Below are 17,695 nucleotides of genomic sequence, written 5' to 3' on the forward strand. Positions count from 1 at the left end.
TGACAGTTAATAGTAAATACATGGATTATTATATAAAGAAAAGATACGTTCTGTAGTTTAACAGATTATTGCCAAACTCTAGAACGTATCTAAATAATTAATTTTATATTTAAGGTGTCTACCTTGACGATAGTGGTTTAAAAGATAGTCTTTTTTGTTACTATGCTTGATTAAATTGTTTTATTCTTTGTCCGATTTCATCTCTAACACGTTGGAATTCTGACCACTCTTTACCTGCTGGGTCATCAAAACCCCAGTGCTCTTTTTTGACGTTTGGTGGTAAGATAGGGCAATTATCGTCTGCATCACTACATAACGTTACGACCAAATCTGATTGTTTTAAGATATCACTATTAATCAAGTCTGATGTATGGTTTGATATGTCAATATCTACTTCTTTCATAGCTTCTATTGCTTTAGGATTAACGCCATGTGTTTCAATACCAGCAGAATAGACATTCCAATCTTCACCTAATATTTTCTTCCCCCAACCCTCAGCCATCTGGCTACGACAAGAGTTTCCAGTACATATAAAATAAATTGTTTTTTTATCCATAATTAATTCCTCTTTTCTTAAAATATAATGAGTGTAAGATATAAACCTAACAGTGTTACCAATAGCACAGGAATGGTAATAATGATTCCTGTTTTAAAGTAAACACCCCAAGAAATTTTTACGCCTTTTTGTGTTAACACATGCAACCAAAGTAATGTTGCTAAAGAACCGATAGGTGTTATTTTAGGACCTAAATCTGAGCCGATAACATTCGCATAAATCATACCTTCTTTTAATATACCTGTGGCATTAGATTGTCCAATTGCAATAGCATCAATCAAAACAGTAGGCATATTATTCATAATTGAAGAAAGAAAGGCAGCTATCAGGCCTGTGCCCATAATACTGCTGAATAAACCATAGTTTGAAATATTAGTTAAAATGTCAGCTAGAATAGTAGTGATTCCTACATTTTTCAAACCAAATACTACGAGATACATGCCAATTGAAAATATTACAATATTCCAAGGCGCGCCTTTAACGACTTGTCGCGTATTCACAGCAGGTGATTTGCGTGCTAATAAAAGGAATATAATCGCAATCGTTCCCGCGATGAAGGACACCGGAATATGGATAAATTCACTTATAAGGTAGCCTATAAGTAAGATAGCTAAGACAAACCAAGATAAATGAAAAAGTTTCTTATCTTTAATTGCTTCCTGTGGAATTTTAAGATTGTTATCATCAAATGTCTTGGGTATTGACTTGTTGAAGTATACCCATAGTATTAAAATACTAGCAATGAGTGAAAAAATATTTGGGATAATCATTCGACTAAAATATTCAATGAACCCAATGTCAAAGTAATCTGCAGAAACGATATTAACCAAGTTACTAACAATTAAAGGTAGCGAGGTTGTATCTGCGATAAAACCACTAGCTATAATAAAAGGGAAAATAATTTTTTGATTAAATCCTAAATTACGGACCATAGCTAAAACAATAGGTGTTAAAATCAATGCAGCTCCGTCATTAGCAAAGAAAGCTGCTACAACTGATCCGAGTAATGAAATATAGATAAACATCGTTAATCCATTGCCTTTTGAAGCTTTGACCATATGACGGGCAGACCATTCGAAGAAACCAATTTCATCCAATATTAACGATATAATAATAACGGCTATGAAGGTTAAGGTAGCATTCCAAACAATTCCTGTAACTTCTACGACATCATTTAATGATACAACGCCTGTAATGATAGCTAATATGGCTCCAATGGCGGCTGTGATTCCTATATCTAGGCCTTTAGGCTGCCATATTACAAAAAGGAGCGTTAAGACAAAAATAAAAATAGCTAATGCTACCATTAGTTACACTCACCTTTCGTTATAACGTCACATATACATGGCATATTATTGGTATTCAATAGAGTGAGACGTTTTGTAATGTCAGCTAATACATCATGATTCAACTTGTATAAATTTTTGTTACCTTCTTTTCTATAGGTAACAAGGTTATTATCTTTAAGTACTTTCATATGGTGACTCAAAGTAGGTTGGGAAAAAGAAAAATGTTCTAATAAGTCACAAGCACATTGTTCACCACAAGACAGTAAATCTAAAATTTCGAGGCGATTACTATCAGCAATCACTTTTAAATATTGAGAAGTTTCTTTATAATTCATTTTTCTTCCTTTCATTGTGGAGAGTTTAAAATAAATGTAATTCACCTACATAGATTAACATCTATATAGTTTTAAGTCTATGTAGTTTATAAAAAAATAAAATAACTATCAAAATAGCTATATGCATAAAACAACCAATTGATTGTTAATTGATTGAATATTTATTAAAATGGAACTATATCAAAATGGAGGGGTTTATATGACGACGATAGGTTATATAGGTACATACACGAAAAAAGAGGGGAAAGGAATTTATCGCTTTCAATTAGATGAACAAACTGGGAAAGTGACAGAAGTTGAAACAGGATATGAACTTGAAGCATCAACCTACGTCAATCAGCACAAATCATTTTTATATGCTATTACACGTGAAGGTGATTATTGCGGCATTGCTAGCCTTAAAATTGGTGAAGAGGGTAAGCTCACTTTAATCAATAAATGTCTAGCATCTACAGCTGGTACTGGTTGTTACATTGATGTATCACCAGATGGAAAATATGTCTTTGAATCAGTTTATGGTGCGGGTTTAGCACGCTTATATGAAGCTAATCCATCAACAGGCGAAGTTGTTCGCTTAATTCAGGAATTAGAACATACGTATCCAACAGGACCAAACGAAAGACAAGACAATCCACATGTACATTATCTTAGTACAACACCAGATGACAAATACGTTGTCGCAATGGATTTAGGTACGGATAAAGTGGTTACTTATGAATTCAGTGATAATGGATTAAAGCCATACGCGGAGACTGATGTTGAACCAGGAGATGGCCCAAGGCATATCGCTTTCCATGAAAATGGAGAATACGGATATATTGTGCATGAAATATCAAACAACGTAAGTGTTGTGAAATATGAAGATGGTCGGTTTACTGAAATTGAGCGTTATTCAACAATTCCAGAAAATTTTGAAGACGAAACAAAACTCGCAGGTGTAAGACTATCTCATGATCAAAAATTCTTGTATATAAGTAATAGAGGACACGATAGCATAGCTATTTTCAAAGTAGGAGAAGATGGCGCATCAATTTCATTTGTAGATATAGTACCTAGTGGTGGAGCATTCCCACGTGATTTTAATATCACTCAATCAGATGATTATTTAGTTTGTGCACACCAAGAAGGAGATTATGCGTTAACCGTTTTTAAACGTGATAAAGTAACAGGTGAATTAGAAAAAGTAGATCATCAACAAGCTGCTCCAGAAGGCGTGTGTGTACAGTTTTTACAATAAGTAGAATGAGAAGCTAAAAAATATACCTGGTATGCGTAACGAACGCATACCAGGTATATTTTATTTATTAAAAAAAGTTTTAATATATTTAAATTTGCCTTTGTAAGGAGGGAAGAAAAGACTAGATTCAAGGCGAGTAGATTTGAAAATATAAGATTTGGCGTGACTAAACGTGTCAAAGCTATATTTTCCATGATATTGACCAATTCCAGAAGCGCCGACGCCCCCGAAAGGTAAATTTGAATTTGCTAAGTGCATAATCGTATCGTTGATTGCACCACCACCAAATGAAATTTCATTAAGCACACGTTCTGTAGCATTTTCATCTTCACTAAATAAATATAAGCTAAGTGGTTTAGGTTTGGTACGAATTAAGTCAATAGCTTCATCAAAGTCGTCATAAGTAATGATTGGTAATATTGGACCAAAAATTTCATCTTCCATAATTTTTGAATCAAAGGTAATATTGTCTAAAATTGTTGGTGCAATATATTTATCATTTTCAGATGTTTGGCCACCAAATACAATATTTGAGTAATGTGTTTTTAATAAATTATCCAAACGATGGAAGTGTTGTTGATTAACAATTCTTCCAAAATCAGGACTATCTTGAATAGACTTGCCATAAAACTCAGTTATGGTTTGTTTCAATGAGGTGATCAACGCGTCTTTAACTTTACTATTGACTAAAATATAATCTGGAGCAACACAAGTTTGCCCAGCATTTATAAATTTACCAAAGCTGATACGTTCACTAGCCACTTTGATATTTGCAGTTTCATCTACAATCACTGGTGATTTACCGCCTAATTCAAGCGTAACAGGAGTTAAATGTTCACTTGCTGCTTGATAAACAATTCTGCCTACTTGTTCACTACCAGTAAAGAAGACGTAATCGAACGGCAAATGAATTAGTGATTGCGTTGTTTCCGCATCTCCTGGACATACGCTAATGTATTCAGGAGCAAAGACATCTTCGATAAGCTGCTGTATAACAGCTGAAACATGAGGTGTGAATTCTGACGGTTTAAGTATAACTGTATTACCTGCCGCTATGGCACCAATTAATGGTTCAATCAGTAATTGGAAAGGATAGTTGAAAGGACCGATAATTAAAACAGTCCCATAAGGTTCTTTCATAATATAACTTTTAGTAGGGAACATAAAAATAGGTGTGTTAACCTGTTTTTGCTTCGACCAGTTTTTCAACTCTTTACGTGCTGTTTTAAGGCTTTTTAAAGTGAAACCAATCTCTGTTGCATAACTTTCTACTTTATTTTTACCTAAATCTTTTTGGAAAGCATCAAGTAAATCATTTTCATGGTTTTTGATACTTTTAGTTAAGAGTTTAAGTTGTTTTTTTCTAAACTTAATATCTTTTGTTTCATGAGTGCTAAAGTATTGTTTACTATTATGGAAAGTTTGTTCTATCGAATTCAAATCATATCCTCCTATTCTGACCGGTGTTAGAGTTACATAATTTTGATAAAAAACTGGAACATATTAACTATGCTCCAGTATAATTTAAATTCTATATAAAATCATTGTTTACAACTCACGATAAACAACTTAGTTTAATGCTTCAGTAATTTGAGGAACGACTTGTTTTTTACGTGATACAACACCAGGTAAGAATGCAGTGCCATTATTAAGTTCTACATTAAAGGCAGTACCTACTTTGTCTTTTTCAGGTCCTACAACTAAAATTTTAGAATTACTATTAATAATATCAGTAACGACTAATACAAATAAGTCATATTTTTCATTTGCACTTGTTTCTAACATTTCTTTTTCTAATTCTTCTTGGCGCTCAAATACTTCATCGATATCAACTGCATTTACTTGACCGATACGTGTTGTGTAATCCCCCATGTTAAATGATTTCGCATCCATAGTTAATAAATCTGTAGCTGATTTATTAGAAGTAGAAGCACCTGCTTTTAACATCTCTAAACCATAAGATTCTAAATCTACATCGGCAATTGCTTTTAATGCTTCAGCAGCTTGTACGTCTTCTTCAGTACAAGTTGGAGATTTGAATAATAAGCTATCTGAGATGATTGCAGAAATCATTAATCCAGCAATCTTAGGACTAATTTCAAACCCACGTTCTTTATACATTTTGTATAAGATGGTAGCTGTACAACCTACAGGTTCAGCACGATAATATAATGGAGCTGCAGTTTCAAAATTAGAAATACGATGGTGATCTACAACGTGTTGGATTGTAGCATCGGCGATTGAATCAGCACTTTGTTGGAATTCATTATGGTCAACTAAAATAACGTTTTGATCTGCTAAATTATCGTTGAGTAGTTCTGGAGCATCTACTTTGAATTGATCTAAAGCAAATTGTGTTTCAGGACCTACTTCACCTAAACGATAGGGTGTAGCCTCTGTATTACCAGTTTGTTGTTCAAAGTCTGCCATGATGATTGCAGATGAAATTGCGTCTGTATCTGGGTTTTTATGCCCGAAAATATAAGTTTTTGCCATGTTTAAATTCTCCTTATTTTTATATTTAATATTATATTATCATGATTTTACATTGTTATTCTACTTCTGCACCTAATGAATTTTTAAAATGTCCTAAAGCCCACTCGTGACCAGATGGATTAAATGAGGCAACACCCTTTGGAGATATTGTTATAGCATAGCCTAAATTGTAAGCCGAAATAGCTGTATGTAAGACACAAATATCAGTACACACACCAACAATTTCTAAGTGCTTAATATTTCTCTCTCTTAACATACTATCTAATGGCGTACCATAAAATGAGTCATAACGTGTTTTATCTAAAAAGTGTACGAAATCATTAAATAAAATATTTTGATAAATATCATATACTTTTCCGTAAAGTTCTCTGCCCAGTGTCCCAATAATATTATGAGGAGGGAACAGTTTGTTTTCAGGATGATAGCTATTTTCTTCAAAATGTAAATCCATCATAAAAAAGATTTCTTGCTTTTCTCGATTATAAGCTTCTATTCTTTCAACAATATATTTTTCGATTTGTTGTCCTGCTTTGCCACAAGTTAATTGACCGTTGTCAGCAACAAAGTCATTTGAATAATCTACAACAATCAGTGCACTTTTTTTCATAATTATAGAAACACTCCCAACTTTTAAAGATTATAGCTATTATATACTAAGTAGGGAAATGGATAAAGGTATAGTAAAAGCGTTTAAATATACGTGTTTATGTTTAATATATAATTAAGATGGAAGAAAGGAATTCAATTATGATTATAAATGCAAACGAATTTGGCTTGAAAGGTAACAATAAAAGAGCAGATACACGTGCAATGCAGCGCGCATTAAATTATGCAAGAAAGCATGCGCCGATAACAATATATGTACCAAAAGGTGAATATCATATAAAAAAAGCGCTTGTGATTTATGATTCGACTACTTTGTTATTGCATGATGAAGCGGTACTTAAAAGATGTGGAAAAGATGCACTGCTCAAAAATGGAAGGAAGTTAAAGCCTTATTATGGTTATAAAGGGAATAGTCATATTCATATTGCAGGTGGCACATTTGATATGAATGGTTATGAGTATCCATATAACAATACTGTGATGAGTATAGGTCATGCCCAAGATATCCAAATTATAAACGTAACCTTTAAAGATGTTGTTGGAGGCCATGCACTAGATGCTTGTGGTTTGAATGGGTTATATATGAAGGAATGTCAGTTTTTAGGATTTAATGATAGTGAAGGTAAACGTAGTTTTTCAGAGGCTATCCAAATAGATATTCAAGTAAAAGGTGCCTTTCCTAAATTTGGGAAGGCTGATGGTACAATTACGAAAAATGTCATTATTGAGCACTGTTATTTTGGTAGTTCTGATACACCGAATATGAATGCTTGGAATCGTGCAATTGGTTCACACGCTAGCCGTTATAACCAATTTTATAATAATATCCATATTCGCTTTAATACGTTCGAAGGTATGAATCAATATGCATTAACACCTCTGAAGTCGAAACACACTTATATTCATAACAACCATTTTATTAACTGTGCAGGAGGCATTCGTTTCTTAGCAGTTAAAGAAGGAAAGAATGCTAAAGATTTAAACGGAAAAGAAAGAACTACTCAAGCTGGAAGTGACTTGAATATTTATCAAAATTATTTTACTGGAGTAATGAAAAATGATGCTATACGTATACAAAGTTATAATAATGTAAAGCATGAAAAAATACTAATAGCACAAAATGAATTTGACCATGCGTCACAACGTTTGTATTTGGATGGTATTAAAGAATTGGTATTGTCGCATAACTCAAAGGTTAAAATCAAAAAAAATAATATAGAGTGATTATTAATTATAATAATTAATCATAATAATTAATCATAAGTATAAGTGATGAAAGCGTTTTAAAATCAAGGTACGTTCTCCCTTTTTTGTATGTTATACTTTAATGAATTATTGTGAATATTCAGATAATGATTGAAGGGGGAACATTATGAATGACTTGAAACCGGGAAATATGAGAGGATCACACTACTTAACGTTTTTTTCAAAAAAGAAAGAAAAGAAGTCTTATAACATGGGACAACTGATAGGTTTGATATTGGGACCGTTACTTTTTGCGTTAACATTATTATTCTTTCACCCTGAAGATTTAACGACAAAAGGCATATTCGTTTTAGCCATAACATTATGGATAGCGGTATGGTGGATTACAGAAGCAATTCCTATTGCAGCTACGAGTTTATTACCTTTAATTTTATTACCGATAGGACATGTACTGAACCCTGAAGAAGTTTCAGCACAATATGGTAATGATATTATCTTCTTATTTTTAGGTGGTTTTATTTTAGCTATTGCAATGGAAAGATGGAATTTACATACACGCGTTGCACTAACAATTATAAATTATCTTGGGACGAGTACTAGTAAGATTCTACTTGGTTTTATGATTGCAACTGCTTTTTTATCGATGTTTGTATCAAATACAGCTGCGGTAATGATTATGATTCCAATTGGTTTGGCGATCATTAAAGAAGCGAATGAATTGAAAAATGATCATACAAATTCTGCAAGTATTAACAAATTCGAACAATCATTGGTCTTAGCTATTGGTTATGCTGGGACTATAGGAGGATTAGGAACGCTAATTGGAACGCCTCCATTAATTATATTAAAAGGGCAATACCAGTCCGCGTTTGGTGAAGAGATTAGTTTTGCAAAGTGGATGATTATAGGTGTACCGACTGTCATTGTTTTGCTCTTCTTGGTGTGGACTTACATTCGTTTTATTGCATTTAAGCATGACATGAAAGAATTACCAGGTGGACAATACTTGATTAAGCAAAAATTAGATGAACTAGGTGAAATGAAATACGAAGAGAAAGTTGTACAATTTATTTTCCTACTTGCAAGTTTTTTATGGATAAGTCGGGAATTCTTGTTGAAAAATTGGGCTTTCACTTCAGAAGTCGCCGATGGAACAATAGCAATATTTATATCTGTTTTATTATTTTTAATTCCTGCTAAAAATAAAGCAAAACATAAGCGTATTATAGATTGGGAAGTAGCAAAAGACTTGCCGTGGGGGGTACTCATCTTATTCGGTGGGGGGCTAGCATTAGCCAAAGGTATATCTTCTAGTGGATTGGCAAAATGGCTTGGTGATCAATTAAGGTTAATAGAAGGTGTTAGTCCACTACTTATAGTAATAGTTATTACATTATTTGTATTATTTTTAACTGAAATAACGTCGAATACTGCAACAGCAACTATGATTTTACCGATACTTGCAACATTGTCAGTAGCTGTAAATGTACATCCTTTATTACTTATGGTACCAGCCGCTATGGCAGCAAACTGTGCTTATATGTTACCAGTTGGAACTCCGCCAAATGCCATTGTTTTCGGTACAGGGATTATATCGATTAAAAGGATGGCTTCTGTCGGATTTTGGGTTAACATAGTAAGTGTAATTATTATTGTACTTGTTGTGTACTACCTTGTACCTCCAGTGTTAGGGATAGATGTAACGAAGCCACTACCATTGAAATAAAAAATTGAAGTAAAAAAAGCATCATTTCAGATATTTGAAATGATGCTCTTTTTTATTTATTTTAGGTTAAGTGATTTTATTGAATGAGCCGATAATTGTAACTTGGAAATCCAATGTATTTAATATTTTTATCACTTTAGTTAAATCTTCATTGATTGACGTGTCAGCTTGTACAAAGAAATGGTACATGCCTAGTTGTGTTTTTAAAGGACGCGATTCAATCCATGAAAGGTTAATATTAAATAAGACAAACGTATTTAATATGCTAGCTAATAAACCTGCTTTATCGAATTTAGGTGTGATTAATAACATAGTGTCACTTGCTTGCTCGATGTGTTGTGGTTGATTGCTTACGACTAAGAAACGTGTTGTGTTATGTGGATAGTCTTGGATGTTCTGGTCGATAGGGTAGTAACCATAAGCTTCACCACTTCCTAATGGTGCAATTGCACCCACACCATCTGAAATTTTTTCAAGGCTACTAATTGTACTATCTACGTAATCATATTTAAAATCATGTTTCTGAATGTATTCGCTTGTCTGACTTATTGCAGGTGCGATGGAATATACCTTTGAAATATCTTTTACATCTGCATTTTGTGTACCATATAAAGCGAATTGAATATTTAAATGCAGTTCACCCAATGCGTATATATTTTGTTGAGTCAGCGCATCGGCTACTATATTAATTGTACCTTCGATAGAATTTTCAATAGGAACAACTGCAATGCTATTATCGTCATTAGATACAGCGTTCACTACTTCGTAAAGGTTGGATTTTGATTCAAAATCCATTTCTGTTTCAGATTTATATTGTTTTGCTGCTAAATAAGAAAATGTCCCTTTTGGACCTAAATAGTATAATTTCATGCATCGATACCCCTTGTCTATGTATGGCGAGTTAGCAGTTCTAATGGAATGGACAACCTGTTGATTCGGTATTTTTATAATGAAAGTTAGGGTCTTTAATCTCATTGTGATAACCATGATGATAATTGGATACTAACGTTGGAGACAACGAAGGTACTAACCATGACCATTTACCTGTAACTTCTCTACCATTTTTATATTCGTTCTTTTCGAACATTTCAAATTGCTTTGATGCAGTTAAATGATCGACAATAGAGACGCCCTCATTTTTAAAGGAATGATATACCGCATCATTTAATTCAACAAGGGCACGATCTTTATTAAAAGAATTATTCTTAAGTGTATCAAATTCAAAAGCTTCTGCAACACTTTCTAGTAAATTGTAGCGATATGAATCAGTGAAATTACGAACTGCAATTTCATTTACCATATACCAACCATTAAAAGGTGCGGTGGGATAAGTAATACCACCAATTTTTAAATCCATATTAGAAATAATTGGTACTGCATACCACTTTAAACCGAGTTGTTGTAATTTAGGATAGCGGTCGTGTGTAATAGGAACCTCTTTAATAATTTCTGGATTATAATTATGATACTTTAAATCACCATCTGACATTTTATAAATTAAAGGTAATATATCAAAGTCAGTATGTGCTCCTTGCCAACCTAAATGTTCAGCAAGTTGAGTAATTGTTTTTTCTGCAGGATCCCCTTTATCTGCATATCCAGCATATCTAATTAATTGATTATTATAGATTTGCGGTGGGTGATGAGGAGAGAAAATAGTGATATAAGGTTTAATCTTGCCATTGTTAGTTGCTGTTTCGATATGATTTTCAATAGTATTGATAAATTCATGCTCAGTTTGTATGTGCCTTGCATCTTTTATGGTTAGAGAGTCCCAAAAAAAACGACCGATACAACGATTCGAGTTTCTCCAAGCCATTTTTGCCCCATAGACTAATTCTTCTTGTGTATGAGTATAGCTTCCCATTGTAAGAATTTCTTGTTCAATTTCGTTTAATCTATTTAAAATTGTTTGTTCATCATAATCCAATTCTTTATACATGGATTCAACAAATAATTTAGCTTCATTTAGCATATATAACACCTCGTATAACATTATAGGACATTTTAGACCTTTTACAGTAAAAAACAAGAGAAATGTCATGATATTGTCCAACTGTCTGACACAGATTTATCATAATTAAATAGTTAAGTTAGAGAATAGCTACAAAATAATACAGTACAGAGCTTAAATAGGGATTGTATTTCAGGTGCTAAGACGCTTTCTTTTATGCTAAACTAATGGAAAAGCTGATTGGAGAGATAGTTGTGTACCAATACGAAGATGATACATTTGTACTACATAATGATTTATATCAAATAAATATGGCTGAAAGTTATTGGAATGATGGGATTCATGAACGTTGGTCAGTGTTTGATTTATACTTTAGGAATATGCCGTTCGATAGCGGTTATGCAGTTTTTAATGGATTAAAACGTGTTATAGACTTTATAAATAATTTTCATTTTTCTGAATCAGACATAGAATACTTGAAATCAATTGGCTATCAAGAAGACTTCTTAAGCTACTTAAAAGATTTGAAATTTACTGGGAATATCCGTTCGATGCATGAGGGTGAACTTTGTTTTGGAAATGAACCATTAATCAGAGTAGAAGCACCGCTTATCCAAGCACAATTAATAGAAACAATGTTACTAAATATAGTGAATTTCCATACACTTATTACTACAAAAGCGAGCAGAATTAGACAAGTTGCAAGTGACGATATACTCATGGAATTTGGTACAAGACGTGCTCAAGAAGCGGATGCAGCATTGTGGGGAGCTAGAGCTGCCTTTATAGGAGGATTTAATGCAACGAGCAATGTTCGCGCTGGAAAGTTATTTGATATTCCAGTTTCTGGTACACATGCACATGCAATGGTTCAAGCTTATGGAGATGAATATATAGCTTTTAAAAAATATGCAGAGCGACATAAAGATTGTGTGTTTTTAGTAGATACTTTCCATACATTAAAATCAGGCGTCCCTACTGCAATTAAAGTAGCAAAAGAATTAGGAGATAAAATTAACTTTATCGGTATTCGATTAGATTCTGGGGATATTGCCTATCTCTCAAAAGAGGCGCGTAGAATGTTAGATGAAGCCGGATTTACAGATGCCAAAATTATCGCTTCTAATGATTTAGATGAACAAACAATTACAAGCTTAAAATCCCAAGGTGCGAAAGTTGATTCATGGGGTGTGGGTACTAAGTTAGTGACAGGTTATGATCAACCGGCGTTAGGTGCGGTGTACAAATTGGTTGCTGTGGAAGATAGTTCGGGACAATACGTGGATCGTATCAAATTATCCAACAATGCTGAGAAAGTGACCACACCAGGTAAGAAAAACGTGTACCGTATCATTAACAAGAAAACAAATAAAGCGGAAGGAGATTACATCACATTAGATCAAGAGAATCCATACGATGAATCACCGCTTAAATTATTCCATCCAGTACACACTTATAAAATGAAATTTATAAAGTCGTTTATAGCCAAAGATTTACATCATGATATTTTCAAGGATGGTAAACTGGTATATAATTTACCTACTGAAAAAGAAGCTCAGACATATTTAAATGAAAGTCTTGAGTATCTATGGGATGAAAATAAACGTCACCTCAACCCCCAAGAGTATCCAGTTGATTTAAGTACTGCATGCTGGGAAAATAAACATAAACGTATATTTGAAGTAGCAGAACATGTGAAGGAGATGGAAGAAGACAATGAGTAATTTACAAGATATTATCGTCAAAGAAATGAAAGTAAAGCCAGTAATTGATAGTAAAGAAGAAACGCGTAATATCATTCAATTTATTAAAAGTTATATCCAGTCTCATTCTTTTATTAAATCTTTAGTATTGGGTATATCGGGTGGACAAGATTCGACATTAACTGGAAAATTATGCCAAATAGCTGTCAATGAACTGAAACAAGAAGGCATTGACTGCCAATTTATTGCTGTGAAACTACCTTATGGTATACAAAGTGACGCAGCTGAAGTAGAAGATGCATTAAACTTTATTCAACCTGATAAAGTAGTTACAGTGAATATCAAAGCAGCTGTAGATCAAAGCGTACATTCACTCGAAGAAGCAGGTATACAATTGACAGATTTTCAAAAAGGAAATGAAAAAGCACGTGAACGTATGAAGGTACAATTCTCTATAGCATCTAATATGCAAGGCATTGTTGTAGGTACGGACCATTCTGCTGAAAATATTACCGGTTTTTATACAAAATATGGTGATGGTGCTGCTGATATTGCGCCAATATTTGGACTGAATAAGCGACAAGGACAGCAATTATTAACGTATCTTGATGCTCCAAAACATTTATATGAAAAAGTACCAACAGCTGATTTAGAAGAAGATAAGCCACAACTTCCAGATGAAGAAGCACTGGGTGTAAGTTATAACGATATTGATGATTACTTAGAAGGTAAAACTGTTTCAAGTGAAGCTAAAGATGTGATTGAAAAACATTATATTAAAACTGCACACAAAAGAGAACTTGCTTATACAAGATATTCATGGCCTAAAAATTAAATGTGAGTTATTTTATTTTTTAGTGACAAAATAAATAGTTGCTGTTAAAATTACTTGAATTTATTGTACGAGAAAGGAAAATGGATATGTCAGTGATAACATCTAATCCATGGTTAATGGTATTAGCAATTTTTATTATCAATGTTACTTATGTAACATGTTTAACGATGAGAACAATATTAACACTTAAAGGTTATCGCTATGTAGCAGCTATTGTCAGCTTTTTAGAAGTTCTTGTTTATGTAGTTGGTTTAGGCATGGTCATGTCTAGTTTAGACCAAATTCAGAATGTATTAGCGTATGCGTTTGGATTTTCAATTGGTATTATTGTTGGTATGAAGATTGAAGAAAAGTTAGCATTAGGGTATACAGTTGTTAATGTTACTTCATCAGAATATGAATTAGATTTGCCGAGACAATTAAGAGATTTAGGCTATGGTGTTACACATAGTACAGCATATGGTAGAGACGGAAAACGTTTGATTTTACAAATACTTACGCCAAGACGCTTTGAATTTAAACTAATTGATACAATTAAACAAATGGATGAAAAGGCATTTATTGTCGCATATGAACCACGTACTATACATGGTGGTTTCTGGGCTAAAGGATTGAAGAGTAAGAAACTTAAACAATACGATACGGATGAAGTTGAAAGTATATGAAGAAACAACAAAAATTTAAAGTTGAAGAAAATGAATCCATACAAGACTGTTTACAACGTATGCGTGAAGCGGGTTACACACCAGTTAAACGTTACGAAAAACCTGTTTACAAAGAGAATAAAGACGGTAGTGTAGAAGTGCTTAGACAAAAAATTGAGTTTGTCGGCAAGTTACAAGAGCTATAAGTCATGAACCGCATGGTTTACCCATAGCGGTTCATTTTCTTTGTAAATGTAAATATTTTATAAAGAAGACCGAAAAGACTTATACATTTTAAGGCAATTCTGTTAAACTAGTATTGAAGGTATTAAACACGAACTTTAAACTCATTTAATCTTTAAATGTACATGTTTTGAGGGTTTGTGAACTAAAACTTACGTAAGATAGGAGCTTATTTCAATGATTGAACGCTATTCTAGAGAAGAAATGACAAATATTTGGACAGATCAAAATCGCTATGAAGCTTGGTTAGAGGTAGAGATACTTGCATGTGAGGCTTGGAGTAAATTAGGTGATATCCCTGAAGAAGATGTAAAGAAAATACGTCAAAATGCTAAAGTTGATGTCGAACGCGCGCAAGAAATTGAACAAGAAACTCGTCATGATGTTGTGGCTTTTACAAGACAAGTTTCTGAAACATTAGGTGAAGAACGTAAGTGGGTACATTATGGTTTAACTTCGACAGACGTTGTTGATACTGCATTAAGCTATGTTATTAAACAAGCCAATGATATTATTGAAAAAGATTTAGAAAGATTTATCGAAGTATTAGCGCAAAAAGCAAAGGATTACAAATATACATTGATGATGGGGCGTACACATGGTGTACATGCTGAACCAACTACTTTTGGTGTTAAAATGGCACTATGGTATACAGAGATGCAACGTAATTTAGAACGTTTTAAACGCGTTAGAGAAGAGATTGAAGTAGGTAAAATGAGCGGAGCTGTAGGTACATTTGCTAATATCCCACCAGAAATAGAAGCGTATGTATGTGAAAATTTAGGTATCGATATTGCTTCAGTTTCAACACAAACATTACAACGTGATCGTCATGCTTATTACATTGCGACGCTCGCATTAATTGGAACATCAATGGAAAAATTTGCTGTTGAAATTCGTAATTTACAAAAAACTGAAACACGTGAAGTAGAAGAAGCATTCGCTAAAGGACAAAAAGGTTCATCAGCAATGCCTCATAAACGTAACCCAATTGGTTCTGAAAATATCACAGGCATTGCACGCGTGATTAGAGGCTATGTAACAACAGCTTATGAAAATGTACCGTTATGGCATGAAAGAGACATCTCACACTCATCTGCAGAACGTATTATGTTACCAGATGTTACCATTGCATTAGATTACGCTTTAAATCGTTTTACAAATATTGTAGATAGACTTACAGTATTTGAAGACAATATGCTTGAAAACATCGATAAAACTTATGGTTTAATCTTCTCACAACGTGTATTGTTAGCGTTGATCAATAAAGGTTTAGCACGTGAAGAGGCTTATGATAAAGTTCAACCTAAAGCGATGGAATCTTGGGAAACTAAAACACCATTTAGAGCATTAATTGAGCAAGATAGTTCGATAACTGATTTATTAACTACAGAAGACTTAGATGAATGTTTCAATCCAAAACATCATTTAAACCAAGTTGACACTATTTTTGAAAGAGCTGGACTGGTTTAAAACAACATTGCTTGAATTTTTCAATGGAAATCGTTACACTTTAATGTGTTAGTACGTTAAAATGAGATAAAATTGAAAGATACAGGGGTTGTTTTTATGCAAATTGAAAAGTTAAGAGGCCATGCATTAGATGAATTATTTGATGCTATTCTAACGCTTGAAAATAGAGAAGAATGTTATCAATTTTTTGATGATTTGTGTACGGTGAATGAGTTACAGTCATTGTCACAACGTTTGCAAGTCGCTAAGATGATTAAACAAGGATATACTTATGCGACGATAGAGCAAGAGTCAGGTGCATCAACTGCAACAATTTCTCGAGTGAAAAGATCATTGCAATGGGGTAATGATGCATACACGATAATTCTAGACCGCATGAATATTGAAACAGCCGATTAAATTTAATATATACACAAGATTAATGCGATAGTTAATCTTAAACTGTCGACAAGGTAATTACTTTGTCGGCTTTTTTGATAAATTAAAAAGACTATAAAATTTAATTTTATACCAAAAAATTATTGAATGTTTATAAAACTGAATGAGATTAATGTGAGAATTCACTATTAAAATGGTAATATAATTGTGTTGTGATATCTTGTAGTATAAGAGCATGAAAGGAAGTTGATTATGCTAAAGAAATGGATTGTTGGGATATTTACTTTAATTGTTGGCACAATCATCTTAATTGTCACATTCATTCTATTGATTCTAAGCATGAAACAAAATCCTCAATCTACAACTCCAGAAATTGTTAAACCACGGAATGCGTTACCAATCATTACGGAAAAACGTGGAATTACGCGTATCAATGGCCATGTTATAGTCAATAAACAATACGGCTTACCACAAACATATAAACCAGGAGAAAATAAAGCGGCAAGATATAAACTCAATCAATTACTGCACAAAGCAGAAAAAGAACATATAAGTTTAAAATATATTAGTGGTTATCGTAGTTATGATGACCAAAAACAAGTGGTTGAGACATATACACAAAAAGATGGAAAACAGACAGCTCAGAGTTATACGGCTCCACCAGGACATTCAGAGCATCAAACGGGTTTGGCTTTTGATGTAGGTACAGATCTTCCAATGAAAGATTTTCATAAGGATTTTGAAAAATCTGAAGAAAGTAAATGGTTGACTCAACATGCTGCTGATTATGGTTTTATTATTCGCTATCCCAAAGGGCAATCTCAACAAACCGGCTACGCCTATGAACCATGGCATTTACGTTATGTAGGTCATCAATTAGCTAATATTATAACTGAAGAAGATACAAATTTAGAAAGTTATTATCATTTAAATCATGAGTTAAAATAGCAACAAAGTAGCACGCAATACTAATGAATCACTTCAAATAAATGAGGTGATTTTTTTCTACTTCCT

The 17,695-nt window shown here is 33.2% G+C and carries 18 protein-coding genes; 10 read left to right on the forward strand and 8 right to left on the reverse strand.

From position 1 onward, the window contains the following. Positions 1–160: 160 nt before the first annotated feature. Genes arsC through PYW31_RS04355 form a run of 3 tightly spaced genes read right to left on the reverse strand, consistent with a single transcriptional unit; the run spans position 161 to position 2,180 of the window. The gene (gene arsC, locus PYW31_RS04345; protein WP_046837572.1) at positions 161–556 is read right to left on the reverse strand and encodes an arsenate reductase (thioredoxin); all 396 of its coding nucleotides are present in this window, start codon (positions 554–556) and stop codon (positions 161–163) included. Between the two features lie 17 nt (positions 557–573). After that, entirely contained in the window at positions 574–1,863 is a 1,290-nt protein-coding gene (arsB, locus tag PYW31_RS04350; RefSeq protein WP_046837573.1) for an arsenite efflux transporter membrane subunit ArsB, read from the reverse strand. Continuing rightward, entirely contained in the window at positions 1,863–2,180 is a 318-nt protein-coding gene (locus PYW31_RS04355; RefSeq protein WP_046837574.1) for an ArsR/SmtB family transcription factor, read from the reverse strand. The genes arsB and PYW31_RS04355 overlap by 1 nt, the downstream gene beginning before the upstream one ends. Positions 2,181–2,379: 199 nt before the next feature. Between PYW31_RS04355 and pglS the strand changes: the two genes are divergently transcribed. Next, entirely contained in the window at positions 2,380–3,417 is a 1,038-nt protein-coding gene (gene pglS / locus PYW31_RS04360; protein ID WP_046837575.1) for a 6-phosphogluconolactonase, read from the forward strand. 60 nt (positions 3,418–3,477) lie between these two features. Here pglS and PYW31_RS04365 read toward each other — a convergent pair whose 3' ends face one another. From PYW31_RS04365 to PYW31_RS04375, 3 genes are all read right to left on the reverse strand, one after another. Next, entirely contained in the window at positions 3,478–4,857 is a 1,380-nt protein-coding gene (locus tag PYW31_RS04365) for an aldehyde dehydrogenase (RefSeq protein WP_046837576.1), read from the reverse strand. A gap of 129 nt (positions 4,858–4,986) precedes the next feature. Further along, positions 4,987–5,913, reverse strand: coding sequence for a manganese-dependent inorganic pyrophosphatase (locus PYW31_RS04370; RefSeq protein WP_046837577.1), 927 nt, complete (start codon positions 5,911–5,913; stop codon positions 4,987–4,989). A gap of 55 nt (positions 5,914–5,968) precedes the next feature. Then, the gene (locus tag PYW31_RS04375) at positions 5,969–6,520 is read right to left on the reverse strand and encodes a cysteine hydrolase family protein (RefSeq protein ID WP_046837578.1); all 552 of its coding nucleotides are present in this window, start codon (positions 6,518–6,520) and stop codon (positions 5,969–5,971) included. A 140-nt stretch (positions 6,521–6,660) separates the two neighbouring features. On the opposite strand from PYW31_RS04375, the gene PYW31_RS04380 reads away from it, so the two are divergent. After that, a complete protein-coding gene (locus PYW31_RS04380) occupies positions 6,661–7,743 on the forward strand; it encodes a glycosyl hydrolase family 28-related protein (protein WP_046837579.1) in 1,083 nt (360 codons plus the stop codon). A gap of 148 nt (positions 7,744–7,891) precedes the next feature. Then, positions 7,892–9,451 (forward strand): SLC13 family permease, encoded by a 1,560-nt coding sequence (locus PYW31_RS04385; RefSeq protein ID WP_063410331.1) that lies wholly within the window; start codon positions 7,892–7,894, stop codon positions 9,449–9,451. Positions 9,452–9,517: 66 nt separating this feature from the next. On the opposite strand, the gene PYW31_RS04390 is transcribed toward PYW31_RS04385, so the two are convergent. Next, complete coding sequence (locus tag PYW31_RS04390; protein ID WP_046837910.1) at positions 9,518–10,321, reverse strand: prephenate dehydratase; 804 nt, start codon at positions 10,319–10,321, stop codon at positions 9,518–9,520. A 40-nt stretch (positions 10,322–10,361) separates the two neighbouring features. Next, the gene (locus tag PYW31_RS04395; protein WP_046837909.1) at positions 10,362–11,426 is read right to left on the reverse strand and encodes a nitric oxide synthase oxygenase; all 1,065 of its coding nucleotides are present in this window, start codon (positions 11,424–11,426) and stop codon (positions 10,362–10,364) included. 233 nt (positions 11,427–11,659) lie between these two features. On the opposite strand from PYW31_RS04395, the gene PYW31_RS04400 reads away from it, so the two are divergent. The 7 genes from PYW31_RS04400 (at position 11,660) to PYW31_RS04430 (ending at position 17,629) form a co-directional block, all read left to right on the forward strand. Further along, entirely contained in the window at positions 11,660–13,129 is a 1,470-nt protein-coding gene (locus PYW31_RS04400) for a nicotinate phosphoribosyltransferase (protein ID WP_046837908.1), read from the forward strand. Then, a complete protein-coding gene (nadE, locus tag PYW31_RS04405) occupies positions 13,122–13,943 on the forward strand; it encodes an NAD(+) synthase (RefSeq protein WP_046837907.1) in 822 nt (273 codons plus the stop codon). Before PYW31_RS04400 ends, nadE begins: the two co-directional genes overlap by 8 nt. A gap of 86 nt (positions 13,944–14,029) precedes the next feature. Continuing rightward, positions 14,030–14,608, forward strand: coding sequence for a DUF2179 domain-containing protein (locus PYW31_RS04410; protein ID WP_046837913.1), 579 nt, complete (start codon positions 14,030–14,032; stop codon positions 14,606–14,608). Continuing rightward, on the forward strand, positions 14,605–14,793 hold the full coding sequence (locus PYW31_RS04415; RefSeq protein ID WP_046837906.1) for an NETI motif-containing protein: 189 nt from the start codon (positions 14,605–14,607) through the stop codon (positions 14,791–14,793). Before PYW31_RS04410 ends, PYW31_RS04415 begins: the two co-directional genes overlap by 4 nt. Positions 14,794–15,007: 214 nt before the next feature. Beyond that, on the forward strand, positions 15,008–16,303 hold the full coding sequence (purB, locus tag PYW31_RS04420) for an adenylosuccinate lyase (protein WP_046837905.1): 1,296 nt from the start codon (positions 15,008–15,010) through the stop codon (positions 16,301–16,303). A 96-nt stretch (positions 16,304–16,399) separates the two neighbouring features. After that, positions 16,400–16,702: a YerC/YecD family TrpR-related protein gene (locus PYW31_RS04425; protein WP_046837904.1), complete on the forward strand. Its 303-nt coding sequence runs from the start codon at positions 16,400–16,402 to the stop codon at positions 16,700–16,702. 231 nt (positions 16,703–16,933) lie between these two features. Further along, positions 16,934–17,629: a M15 family metallopeptidase gene (locus PYW31_RS04430; RefSeq protein ID WP_046837903.1), complete on the forward strand. Its 696-nt coding sequence runs from the start codon at positions 16,934–16,936 to the stop codon at positions 17,627–17,629. Positions 17,630–17,695 lie beyond the last annotated feature (66 nt).

Origin of the sequence: Staphylococcus succinus (assembly GCF_029024945.1) — a bacterium.
In the GTDB taxonomy this organism is placed as follows: domain Bacteria; phylum Bacillota; class Bacilli; order Staphylococcales; family Staphylococcaceae; genus Staphylococcus; species Staphylococcus succinus.